At 36.9% G+C, this 11,389-nt stretch carries 11 protein-coding genes; 4 read left to right on the plus strand and 7 right to left on the minus strand.

Annotation, left to right across the window (positions count from 1 at the left end):
• The first annotated feature begins 39 nt into the window (after positions 1–39).
• Both AC07XN_RS11610 and AC07XN_RS11615 read left to right on the plus strand, forming a co-directional pair.
• The gene (locus AC07XN_RS11610; protein WP_494743195.1) at positions 40–345 is read left to right on the plus strand and encodes a hypothetical protein; all 306 of its coding nucleotides are present in this window, start codon (positions 40–42) and stop codon (positions 343–345) included.
• A gap of 138 nt (positions 346–483) precedes the next feature.
• Entirely contained in the window at positions 484–1,770 is a 1,287-nt protein-coding gene (locus tag AC07XN_RS11615) for a hypothetical protein (protein ID WP_494743196.1), read from the plus strand.
• A gap of 46 nt (positions 1,771–1,816) precedes the next feature.
• On the opposite strand, the gene AC07XN_RS11620 is transcribed toward AC07XN_RS11615, so the two are convergent.
• The 3 genes from AC07XN_RS11620 to AC07XN_RS11630 form a co-directional block, all read right to left on the minus strand.
• Entirely contained in the window at positions 1,817–2,848 is a 1,032-nt protein-coding gene (locus AC07XN_RS11620) for a sialidase family protein (protein ID WP_494743197.1), read from the minus strand.
• 285 nt (positions 2,849–3,133) lie between these two features.
• Positions 3,134–4,630 carry an alpha-L-fucosidase gene (locus AC07XN_RS11625; RefSeq protein WP_494743198.1) on the minus strand — a complete coding sequence of 499 codons (1,497 nt, stop codon included), beginning with the start codon at positions 4,628–4,630 and terminating at the stop codon, positions 3,134–3,136.
• Positions 4,631–4,637: 7 nt separating this feature from the next.
• Positions 4,638–6,065 (minus strand): alpha-L-fucosidase, encoded by a 1,428-nt coding sequence (locus tag AC07XN_RS11630; RefSeq protein ID WP_494743199.1) that lies wholly within the window; start codon positions 6,063–6,065, stop codon positions 4,638–4,640.
• Positions 6,066–6,363: 298 nt separating this feature from the next.
• Here AC07XN_RS11630 and AC07XN_RS11635 point away from each other — a divergent pair, with 298 nt between their 5' ends.
• Together AC07XN_RS11635 and AC07XN_RS11640 are read left to right on the plus strand one after the other, a co-directional pair.
• A complete protein-coding gene (locus tag AC07XN_RS11635; protein WP_494743200.1) occupies positions 6,364–7,557 on the plus strand; it encodes a LysM peptidoglycan-binding domain-containing protein in 1,194 nt (397 codons plus the stop codon).
• A 137-nt stretch (positions 7,558–7,694) separates the two neighbouring features.
• Complete coding sequence (locus AC07XN_RS11640) at positions 7,695–8,510, plus strand: RpnC/YadD family protein (protein ID WP_494743201.1); 816 nt, start codon at positions 7,695–7,697, stop codon at positions 8,508–8,510.
• Here AC07XN_RS11640 and AC07XN_RS11645 read toward each other — a convergent pair.
• The 4 genes from AC07XN_RS11645 to AC07XN_RS11660 are packed head-to-tail and all read right to left on the minus strand — an operon-like array spanning position 8,491 to position 11,291.
• The gene (locus AC07XN_RS11645) at positions 8,491–9,753 is read right to left on the minus strand and encodes a Y-family DNA polymerase (RefSeq protein WP_494743202.1); all 1,263 of its coding nucleotides are present in this window, start codon (positions 9,751–9,753) and stop codon (positions 8,491–8,493) included. The genes AC07XN_RS11640 and AC07XN_RS11645 overlap by 20 nt on opposite strands.
• Positions 9,754–9,756: 3 nt before the next feature.
• Positions 9,757–10,206 (minus strand): LexA family protein, encoded by a 450-nt coding sequence (locus AC07XN_RS11650; RefSeq protein WP_309916831.1) that lies wholly within the window; start codon positions 10,204–10,206, stop codon positions 9,757–9,759.
• A gap of 20 nt (positions 10,207–10,226) precedes the next feature.
• Positions 10,227–10,715, minus strand: coding sequence for a GNAT family N-acetyltransferase (locus AC07XN_RS11655; protein ID WP_309916828.1), 489 nt, complete (start codon positions 10,713–10,715; stop codon positions 10,227–10,229).
• A 6-nt stretch (positions 10,716–10,721) separates the two neighbouring features.
• Positions 10,722–11,291, minus strand: a complete 570-nt coding sequence (locus tag AC07XN_RS11660) for a 1-acyl-sn-glycerol-3-phosphate acyltransferase (protein WP_494743203.1) — start codon at positions 11,289–11,291, stop codon at positions 10,722–10,724.
• Positions 11,292–11,389: the final 98 nt, after the last annotated feature.

Consider the following 11,389-nt stretch of genomic DNA (forward strand, 5'->3'; position numbering starts at 1 on the left):
TTATTACTGTTCAGTAGTGTATGGTTAATCTTAGCTAAGATGCCTACCCACCACAAGGGCTTGGTATTGAAATCTGAAAAAAGTAATCGTTTGACTGGTGCGAGCCATTTACAAAATCAAAATACTTTATTTAAATCAATTCCTTATGATGGTTTAGAGGATGGAGATAAGCTTTCTCAACACCTAGCAAATCACCTTGATAGCGGTTTGCTTTGGAGTAGTGCTAATAAATTATTATTGTTTGTTCAAAATAAAGCTACCTTAACATCCGTTTTAGATGTAAATAATCACAAATTCCCTCATTTATTTATTCTTTTTCATTCTTGGAAATATTTGTCCTTTTAAATTAAAATTTAATTCTCTTTTTCTTGAACACACGCCTGTCAGTCGTACTATGTACGTTCTTGATGCGTACGCTGTACTCAGGCCTTGGAAAAGAGTTCACAGTTTCAATTTAAAGCAAATATTTTAATCACTGAAGAAATGAAAACTAACATGATTGTTGAGGGCACTGCCACAAAAAGAATCACAAAAATCAACGGGGTTCTTTCTATAATTTTATTGATGACTACTTTATTTTTTGTAAACATCAATGCTTTTAGCCAAACCAACCAATTGGAAACAGATAAGGGATTGCAAAATTCAATCGCATCCTATAATGCAGATGTTCGTCAGGCTATTTTATTAGTTAGCCAATATCCACAAACGCTTACGCAGTTACAACAAGAAAAAAATCAGACACAGGGGGCTTTCCAAGCCTTAATTAGTGACTTTAGCCAGAAAAAACAAGGCTGGTTTTATGAACTAACCCGTTTCCCTGAATTGACCCACACGTTGGCAACATTGCCATCTGGCCAAAGCAAGGATGATATTAAAAAACTGCTGCCTAACAATGATGAAAACCTACAAACAGCCGCTTGGCGTTTGTATCGTCACCATCATGATGATTTGGTTCAAGCTGATAATCTGAATCAAGAAGCACAAAATAGCTTTGCAAAGGCCATTCAACCTTTGGATGTGCCAACACAAGATGCTTTCAAAAAGTTGGTGCAGTATCCAGACGTATTGTTATTGTTGACAGACAACATCGACTTGACTACTAAACTAGGACAGCAATATGTTGCTGACAAAGACGGTTTGACTACCCAATTAGCTAGCTGGCACGATAGTTTGATGATACAGAATCAGACCCAGATGGCGGCTTATAAAAAAGAGTTGGGCAATAATCCACAAGCACAGCAGGAGTTAAACCAAGCCGCTAAAGATTTTGCCAAAACCAATGGCTATATTTTGCCCAACGGACAAATAGCTTATGGTAACAACTACAATTATGGTTATGCTAATCCATATTCATATTGGTTTGGTTATCCTTATTGGTATGGTTCACCACTTTGGTATCCTAGTGCTTATTGGGGCAGTTTTGGTTTGTCTTACGGCTTTGGTGGTTTTGGCTTTAGTGCTTTTCCTGCCTATGGTTTTTCAAACTGGTTTTATAACGGAGGATATTATATGAATTATCCTTATTTATATAATCACTTTGGTAATTATTATCGTTCTGTAGCAATAAATCATCCACATTATAATAATGGTATGATGGCTGGTAGTCGTAATAACTATTTCCACTCATACAATGGTAATAATGGGGGATACAACCGTGGAGGCGTAAGCTACAGACCAAACTATGGCGGAAATGGCGGTTTCCAAAATAGAGGTTTTAGTGGAGGAGGAATGAGAAGTTTCGGAGGCGGAGGCGGTGGAAGACGTCGTTAATCGTAAAAAGGTGGTGCAGGTTTTCGCACCACCTTTTTTTTAGGCACTATTGTACTTTTAATACGATATGCTTGATATTTTTGCGGTTGGCAGTATAGGTAATATGTACCAATCCGTCGCTACTTTGAATAATAGCAGGATAGCTAAATTCTCCTTCTTTGTGGTCTTCTAAGGTATAGACATCTTGCCAGTCGGAGCCATTTTTTGAAACTGCTACATTGAGTTTATACCGACCATTGAACCAATTTGCTCCCTTTTTTAAAGGATTATACACCAGCACCTGCAAACCATTCTTGAGAGTTGTGGCATCTGTTCCCGAATTGGGGTTGGGGATTGTCGTCAAACTAAGAGGCGACCACGTTTTGCCATTATCTTCCGACCATGTTTGAACTACCGCATTTTGGCGAGAACGACAAAGTAATTGAAGTCTCCTGCCAGCATATTGCAAAATACTTGGTTGAATTACCCCAAAGGTATCGCAATCAATACTTATTTTCTGCAACTTACTAGCATTTTTATCCGACTTTTCAAGGTGAATATTCCATACTTTTTCATCTAAACTTTCAGTACTCGACGGATATAGTATCTCTCCATTGGCTAATTGAAAAGGTTTGTTTTTAATAGGTCCTAACATTCCGTCGGGTAATTTTTCGGGTTTACTCCAGTGCTTTCCATCATCGTCAGATGATATTTTCATACCCCACCATTCACGTGGATTTTTACCGACTTTATAAAAAAGCAAGAGCTTACCAGCTTTTGTTTTGAACAGAACAGGGTTCCAACACGGGAATCTGAGCGTATCATTCACCACGCCATCTACCAACATCTTAGGTTGTTTCCACTGTCCTTTTTCATTGATAGCTATCCAGATACCAACGTCGGGGCTACTTTCGTATTTACCACCAAACCATGATGCCATAAAGGTATTGTTCGATAATTCAACAATCGTAGAGGCATGACAAGCAGGCGTAGGGGGAGTATCAAAAACAAACTCACTTTTTATCAACTCAGCTTTGAATGTTGATTGAGCAAAAATGTTGAAGGATGAAAAAAGAAAAAGTATGGCAATAAATTTCATGCTTAGTATTGAATTAAAATCTTTAAAAAGATTCTTTCTTTACTATTAGCGGGTGACTTAAGTCACCCGCTAATAGTAAGAAAGGATTAGTAGAATCGTGGGTTTAAAACCGTAGTCTGTGAGCCATGTGAGCCACATAACGTGGTTTATTTTCCATTGCTGAACTTCTTGTCTATTTATTCTATTCGTAGCGAGGGACTTAAGTCCCTCACTACGAATAGGTACTTGTTTGGATAATCTAAAAAATCTCGCCTAAAGCTTACAGCCTAACGCCTATTGCTAAAATCAATAAACACCAATATTCGAAATCACAGGACAAGCCTTGGCATCTTTGATATTGATTCTTACTTTGCTAGTTTCCACGCCATCCAGTTTCAATATTCTCTTGTAGCCAATCGTAGTAGCTGAGGCTACCTCTTTCCATGCGTTATCTTTCCAAACCTCCACATTAAAGCTTTTTACTCTTTGCCCTAATTTGATGTATTCTTGCAAAAGCACATACTTCACTGGCTTAGTAACCCCTAAATTAATTTCAAGGCTTCCTGATTTTTGTTCGTCATCAGTTGTCCAATAGGTTTCCTTATTGCCGTCAGTTACGTTTTTAGCCTTAAATTTCACATCGTTTCCACGTACTTCGCTCGCTTTTACTGAGGCGTTGAGTGCCAAATTGGTTTTGAACTCCTTATCCAAAATTGCCTTGAAACCCTTCAATGATTTTACATCATTTTCATGAAAAAGCCCACGACGGTCTGGAGGAATGTTCAGTAAAAGGTTTGAACCTCGGCCTACTGAACTCAAATAAATTTCAAATAATCTTTCTGGCGACTTTACTTCAGCATCTTCTTTGGCATGATAAAACCAACCCGGACGGATAGAAACATCTATTTCGCTCGGAATCCAAGCCGTTCCGTTTTCAGAACCAGTATTCAATAAATGCTCAATGCCACCTTTACCTGCATATAATGTATCAGGCGTAATATTATTCCAATTGGTTTCGCCAGCGATACCTCTTTCGTTACCGCACCAACGTACTTCTGGCCCAGCATCGCTGAAAAAGATAACATCAGGTTGCATTTTTCTTACCATCGGGATGGTCGTTTTCCAGTCGTAATATGTTTTAGCATCTATTTTACGTTTCTCGTTTGCACCACCATAATAACCCGTTCCGCCGTTGGCACCATCGAACCAGAGTTCAAAAACAGGCTTATAATTACTAAATAATTCGTTTAATTGATTACGATAATAGGTAATGTATTCAGGCTTGCCATAGTCAGCACGGTTTCTATCCCAAGGCGATAAGTAAACGCCAAATTTAACCCCGAATTTCTTACAAGCCTCTGCCGTTTCTTTAACAACATCACCTTTACCATCTTTATAAGGACTGTTTTTGATAGAATGCTCAGTGAATTTACTTGGCCATAATGTAAAGCCGTCGTGGTGCTTACAAGTAAGAATTGCCCCTTTAAAGCCAGTAGCTTTTAAGGTACTAATCCACTGGTTCGCATCCAGTGCCGTAGGGTTAAAAATAGCAGGACTTTCGTCACCATTTCCCCATTCCAAATCAGTAAAAGTGTTGGTCGTGAAATGGATAAAAGCATTGGTTTCCATTTCCTGATAAGCCAATTGTTCCTTCGTAGGAATCGGATAGACAGGTTTTGGAGCTGTAACAGCCTTTTTGTTAGTCTTTTTTACAATCGGTTCATGTATTTTGGGTAACGTTTCGGCATGATTGATTTGTGAAAAAAGCAAAAAAGGAATGGATAATAATAGCGCGTTTTTCATGAAATAATTAGTATTTAAAAGCTAAACTCGGATAGTTCTTATATTTTTTTAGGAAATTAGCTGGTAACGTTACAGTTACTTTGTCGCCTTCTGCTTTCCATTTTACGGTTGTTTTTTCGCTTAACAATTGTACTTTTACTCCTTTAGCAGGCACATTGCCAGTCCATGTGATGGTCGTAGCCATTGGTTGATTTTCTGGTAATCTTACTAGGGCATAAATAGCGTTGTCTTTGCCTTTGGTAAAAAATGTTTCGCCGTCTCTGTAAACATCCGTAGTTCTAGTATTATAAATAGCCTCGCCATTAGCATTCAACCAAGTACCGATTTCTTTCAAACGTGATACCTGCGTATCGTTCAATGTACCGTCTGCTTGTGGTCCAACACCTAGTAATAAGCTACCGCCTTTGGCAACTACTTCAATCAAACTATGAATTACTTTAGTAGCCGATTTGAAATTATCATTCGGTACATACCCCCACGCACCACCTAAGGTAATACAGCTTTCCCAAGGCGTGTCTGATTTATTGGCTGGAATACTTTGTTCGGGCGTTCTGTAGTTTTCATATTCACCGTGAACGGTTCTATCAACTACTAAAAGGCCTGGCTGTGCTTTACGAGCCATAGAAGCAATTTTGGGCATATCTATTTCCTGACTGAAAGCAGGAATAGCAGCACCCCAAGCACGTACTTCGTCTGTAACGGTATCCAACGGACGAACCCAACCGCCATCAAGCCAAAGAATATCCATTTTGCCATAGCCAGTCATTAATTCTTGAATTTGGTTATAGCTAAATTCTTTGAATTTATTCCAACGCCAAGGATTTTTACGGATGTCATAATTCACATTACGGTCGGGCGTAGCGTAACGATTCCACCAAAAATATTCTGAATGCCAGTCTGGTTTTGAAAAGTAAGCGCCAATCATAAAATTCTGTTTTCTGAAAGCCTCAAAAACATATTTGGCTACATCGGCTTTTGGGTTTTGAGCGAACGGGCCATTTGAAATTTTGAAATCAGAATATTTCGTATCGAACATCGAAAAACCATCATGATGCTTGGTCGTAAAAACTACGTATTTCATACCAGCGTCTTTGGCAGCACTAGCCCATTGGTCTGGGTTAAAATTGGTAGGATTAAATTTTTTGTTCAAACCCCAATACCATTTTTTATAATCATCATAAGTTTGGGTACTGTCGCGGCTAATCCAATCTTCAGAACACAATTCCCATGATTCAATAATACCCGGGACAGCATACAAACCCCAATGGATAATCATCCCAAATTTTTGGTCACGCCAAGTTTCTAACTTTTCTTTTACCAAGGGGTCAGTAGGATATTGGTATTCCGTTGAAGCCTGATGAATATTTCCCTGTGCTGATGATTGAAAATGTGAAAAGGCAAAAAGACCAAGCAATGCAATTATTTTTTTGAACATAATAATAGTTTTTGTGAAGGATAATATGACAAACGATTGTTTTGGATAATCGTTTTGTTAGTTAAATCAACTTTTTTACAAAAGAGGTTTTAAGGATACTTATACCTCTTTACATTTACTAAATTACGAAAATATTTGATTTATTTTTAATAATCGGAAATATATTACATTTTTAATAAAATAAATGAGCATTTTTTGGGGGCTACATACCGTTTAATAATTATTGCTGCCATAGACAAGTTGAATATTTTATTTTAGCTAATTTTATCAGTAAACTATGAATTTTAACTATGACAAAATGACACACACTGTACAACCTAAGGAGACCCTTTATAGTATCTCAAAAAAATACGGACTTTCTGTAGAGCAACTCACCGAAATGAACAGTTTACAATCTACCAATCTGTCCATAGGGCAGGTTTTAGTAGTAGATTCTTCCGCTTTTGCTGACGCTACTACCACTACTACCATTTTCAGTGCTAATACTAGCGTTTTTAATGACAATACTGCTTCTAATTCCCCTACTCAAAATGGTTCAACCAATCATGCTGCTGTCAATCCTGTAGATTATGGAAGTTCGGTTTTTGAACGACGACAAGTATTCCAAATTCAACAACAAAATAAAGGTTCGTATAGTACTTATGTAATTAACTTTCCGAGTTCAGATGGTTTTATGCAGACTGGCCCCATGCGTGACGTTTATCCTTCGCCCAATCAGGTAAATCCTAAAGGAGTAAGCTATGCGGGGCAATCTGGCTTTGATGAAAACAAAAGTATGTTTTTAGATTTATGTCAAGAGCCATATTATGCCGATATTCTAAAATACATTTCAAAAAACGAAGGCTGTTTTGATGCCGTAAATAGTTATGATAAAGCCATTTTTTCTTTTGGTTTTATTCAATTTACAGGTGCATTAGCTAGCGGTTCAATGCTTACAAGGGTATTAGCAAGGCTAAAAGATAGAGATGAAGATGTATTTAATGAATGTTTTGGTCAATACGGACTGAACGTTCAAAATTATGGGACACCAGTTTTTCAGGTAGATACCAGCTATGGAACCAAAGAAGGCGATGCTGCATATTTAGAAGTAGCCAACGATTTGAGATTAACGGGAGCCTTTATCGCTAGCGGTTTTAAGCCAAGCATGATTTGCGTACAGGTAGAAATAGCCTTAGAAGAATATGTAGTCAAAGCAGTTTCGTCGGCAGTGATGATTAATATTTATGGCAATACATATCCATTAAACCAGATTATCAATACACAGGGGGGAATTGCTTTCAGAGTAGATTTAGCCGTCAATCGAGGTTTGAGCGGCTCGTTGGCAGTACTAAAAAAGGCCATTGAACAAGTGTTGTCTGAATCTGGAAGCGGGGATATTACTAGTTTAGATGAAAGAAGTATCATCGAAAAAGTAGCCATGAACGATGTAGAAACTTGGAAAAAACAACGAGTATTAAAAGTGTTGGATAGTGGCTTTAGCTTTGCGAAGTGAAAAAATAAAAATGTAAGTTTCTACTCAAGATATATGACTTTCATTTTACTAATTAAACCTGTAAAATGGAAGTTTTTGTTTGAAAAAGCTTCCAGAATGCTTTAATTTGAGATAAAATAAAGAGAATAGTTTTACACATGAAATCAAAAAAGCAAGCCAATCAATACGATAAGATATTCAAGGAAAATATAGAAGCTGTTATTCCAAATTTAATGGAAAATATACTTGGAATAACAGCGGTTTCATCAGAAGAACTTCCTGACGATATTCAGCATACTAAAGAACGAAAACCTGATGTTTTAAAGAAAATTACTGATATCCAAGACAATACATTTGTTCTACAAATAGAATTTCAAGTAGTTGATGAGCCTAATATGATTTACAGAATGGCAGAATACAACGTTATGTTGGCAAGAAAATATAAATTACCAATCGAGCAATTTGTAATTTACCTTGGCTCAGCAAAGCCAAAATTTTCAACTCGCATAGAAAGCAAACTCTTGAACTACAATTTCCCTTTAATTACATTTTCAGAACTTGATTATCATATTTTCCTGAAATCAGATAAACCTGAAGAAATAATATTAAGTATTTTAGCAAACTTCAGAGAAGAAGAACCGAAAAATGTTTTGAAGGAAATTATTCATCGCATTGAAGAAACCACTGAAGGAGATTTTTCGTTAAGAAGGTACATGCAACAGTTGCGAGTACTATCACAATTGCGTAACTTAGAACAAAAACTTAAAGAAATTATCATGATAAGTATTGCAGAATATATAAATGAAGAAAAAGATCCTGCTTTTATGATTGCTAAAGAAAGAGAGCAAACGAAATTTGTTACCAACTTGCTAAACGAAAGCGACTTTTCTATTGAGAAGATTGCTAAAGTTACAGGTGTGTCATTAGATTTCGTAAAAAACATTCAGCAACAACTCAAGCTTTTACCCGAATAATATCTGCCAACCGCGTGGTATATCTTTTCGAAAGCTTCTCTTGTTTCATTTTCCAAGTACGTTGTAAATCTTGGGTAGCTAGTTTTACTATCGTAGTGCCTGTTTTTCTATTGATGTTGTCTACAGCCTCCATCAATTTTTTATGCTTGGGATTACTATTTTGAAAAAGACTGATTTGTTGAGCATTTTCGGGACTTAAATCTGTTACAATTACACCTGCTTTTTTGTATCCAAAGCCCTCTCTGAAAATCATATCCAAAGCCTCTGTCGCAAATTTTGCTAATTCTATGTTTGAGTTTGTCGGATAGGGTAGTGCCAACACCTGACTCTTACTGTACTGTTCTAATTCTTTTCGATGCACATTGGTACGCAGAAAAACCACGATGGCATTACAACAAGACTTTTGCTTTCTTAACTTCTCCGCACAACTCACCGTAAACGTAATAATCCTCTCTTTGACAAGCTCATAGTCTTTATAATTTGTTTCAAAACTTCGTGTAGTAGCAATGTTTCTTTTATCGGCTACTTCGTCTAAATCTAAGCAACTAATTCCTTGCAGTTCTTTGTATAGGCGTAAACCTACCACACCCATTTCTTTTTTTACCCACTCTTCTTTGCAATTAGTAAAGTCAAATGCAGTGTGTACTTCTGCCGCTTTCAACCGTTTGGCAAGTCTGTAGCCTATTCCCCATACACCCTCTATCGCCAGCCATTTCAAGGCTTTGATACGTTTCTCATCGCTATCAATTACATATACGTTGCCTGTTTTGTCGGGGAATTTTTTAGCAATATTGTTCGCCACTTTTGAAAGGGCTTTAGTAGGAGCAATGCCCACACTGATGGGAATACCCGTGCCTTTGGTTACTCGATAACGAATCTCGTTGCCATACTTTTGAAAATCGAAATATTTTTCAAAGCCATCAAATTTTAAAAAGGCCTCATCGATGCTGTATAGCTCTATTTCTGGTGTAAATTCGGCTAATAAATTCATCACTCTGTTGCTCATATCGCCATACAAAGCATAGTTAGATGAAACCACATGAATGTTATTCTTGTTAAAAAAATCCTCAAACTTATAAGCAGGAGCGCCCATCGGTACACCCGCTTTTTTGGCTTCGTTACTTCTGGAAATCACACAGCCATCGTTATTAGACAGCACAGCAATTGGCTGGTTCCTCAGTTTGGGCTGAAAAACTCTTTCGCAGGATGCGTAAAAATTATTACAATCAACTAGCGCAAACATATTTTAGTGCTTTTGAATGGAAAAAGTAACCATACCCCAAATTTCAAAATCGTAATATTCTGTCACTTTCGTTGGCTTATAATTATCATTAGCAGGCATCAACCAAATACCCTCATGGTCTACTTTCAGGCGTTTTAATACAAACTCTCCATTCAGGATACACACAGCAATTTTGCCATCTGTAGGCTCAATAGATTTGTCGATAATCAATAAATCTTTGTCGGCAATACCTGCGTCAGTCATCGAAACGCCGTCTGTTAGGGCAATAAAAGTAGTAGAAGGGTGTTTGATTAAGTATTTGTTAAGATCGATGGCTGTATCTAAAAAATCGGCGGCTGGCGACGGAAATCCCGCACTGATGCCTCCTTCGATGAGTGGTAACTCCAACGAAGTTTCATCTGAAAATGCGTAAATCTTTAAAGTCCCCTTTGTATTAACAGCTTTTAGATTCATAGATTTAGTTTTGTCAGGGTTTAAACGATTTTATGCATAACATAATCGTTCATCCAATAACCATTCCCTATATTAATATCTATTTCATTGACTACTTCAAACCCCAGTTTTTCATAGAAATTTTTTGCTTTGTTATTCCTATTTACGTTCAATTCTATAAAATCACAATTTTCAGCTTGGGCTACTTTTACGATTTCCTGAATCATCATTTTGCCAAAGCCTTTTCCTTGTGTTTCAGGTAAAAAATAAATCTTATGTAATTTTATCATTTTTTCCTTTTTTTCAAAGCCCGAAAACCCTACAGGCTTATCATTATCAGAAAAAATCAAGAAATGGTTTGTTTCAAACTGCTTTGTAAGTGATGCATCACTATACATCATCTCTAACATAAACAATGTTTGTTCTTCCGTCAAGATACTTCCATAGGTGGGTCTCCAAGTTTCATTAGCAATTTGTTGAATAATGGGTAAATCCTGTAAACCAGCTTTTTCTATTTTGTAATCATTCATGGTAATCTATTTTTTGTCTTTTAATGAAAATAAAGCAGGGTATTTAGGCGTAATATTCAGATAATAGGCTTGAATACTATCTAAATCGGCTTCATAATTACCCGTGGGGTAAAATACATCTAAAAATCCAGCTTCTTTTTTCTTGTAATCTAAAAATCCTAAAATGATGGGCACTTCTGCTTTTAGGGCAATATGGTAAAATCCTGATTTCCATTCGCTTGTATAAGAGCGTGTGCCTTCTGCGGGAACAATTAATTGAATAGGTTGAGTGGAGGTTTTCAGTAACTGAGCCATCTCTTCCACTAAATTATTTTTTTTCTCCCTGTTTACAGGAATCCCGCCCAAGGCGCGCATTAATATTCCCAATGGAAATTTAAACAGGGAAGCTTTGGCCAAATAGCGAATCTGTAGTTTGACAGAATAAATGGTTGCCATACAAAAGACGTAGTCCCAATTAGAGGTATGCGGAGCCGCAATAATCACAGCACGGTGGTGTGAATTTACGCCATTGGGGGTATTATCGATAACTTTCCAGCCTGAAAATTGTAGTATTAGTTGACCTATGATTTTTAACATGAAAGATTTCTGTAATTTCGTCGCCACAACAAAACTACCTATATTTGATTTTAGATTCAAAAGTAAAGATATTCTGGTATTATTATTAGATATTTAAT

The sequence above is a fragment of the Arcicella sp. GW458-12-2-14-TSB2 genome, assembly GCF_059423785.1.

Excerpts from the sequence above, each read along its gene's own strand:
- AC07XN_RS11650 (WP_309916831.1), bottom strand. The coding sequence starts at position 10,206 with ATGAATCTAAAAGCTGTTAATACAAAGGGGACTTTAAAGATTTACGCA.
- AC07XN_RS11630 (WP_494743199.1), bottom strand. The coding sequence starts at position 6,065 with ATGTTCAAAAAAATAATTGCATTGCTTGGTCTTTTTGCCTTTTCACAT.
- AC07XN_RS11655 (WP_309916828.1), bottom strand. The coding sequence starts at position 10,715 with ATGAATGATTACAAAATAGAAAAAGCTGGTTTACAGGATTTACCCATT.
- AC07XN_RS11660 (WP_494743203.1), bottom strand. The coding sequence starts at position 11,291 with ATGTTAAAAATCATAGGTCAACTAATACTACAATTTTCAGGCTGGAAA.
- AC07XN_RS11645 (WP_494743202.1), bottom strand. The coding sequence starts at position 9,753 with ATGTTTGCGCTAGTTGATTGTAATAATTTTTACGCATCCTGCGAAAGA.
- AC07XN_RS11615 (WP_494743196.1), top strand. The coding sequence starts at position 484 with ATGAAAACTAACATGATTGTTGAGGGCACTGCCACAAAAAGAATCACA.
- AC07XN_RS11635 (WP_494743200.1), top strand. The coding sequence starts at position 6,364 with ATGACACACACTGTACAACCTAAGGAGACCCTTTATAGTATCTCAAAA.
- AC07XN_RS11640 (WP_494743201.1), top strand. The coding sequence starts at position 7,695 with ATGAAATCAAAAAAGCAAGCCAATCAATACGATAAGATATTCAAGGAA.
- AC07XN_RS11625 (WP_494743198.1), bottom strand. The coding sequence starts at position 4,630 with ATGAAAAACGCGCTATTATTATCCATTCCTTTTTTGCTTTTTTCACAA.
- AC07XN_RS11610 (WP_494743195.1), top strand. The coding sequence starts at position 40 with ATGCCTACCCACCACAAGGGCTTGGTATTGAAATCTGAAAAAAGTAAT.
- AC07XN_RS11620 (WP_494743197.1), bottom strand. The coding sequence starts at position 2,848 with ATGAAATTTATTGCCATACTTTTTCTTTTTTCATCCTTCAACATTTTT.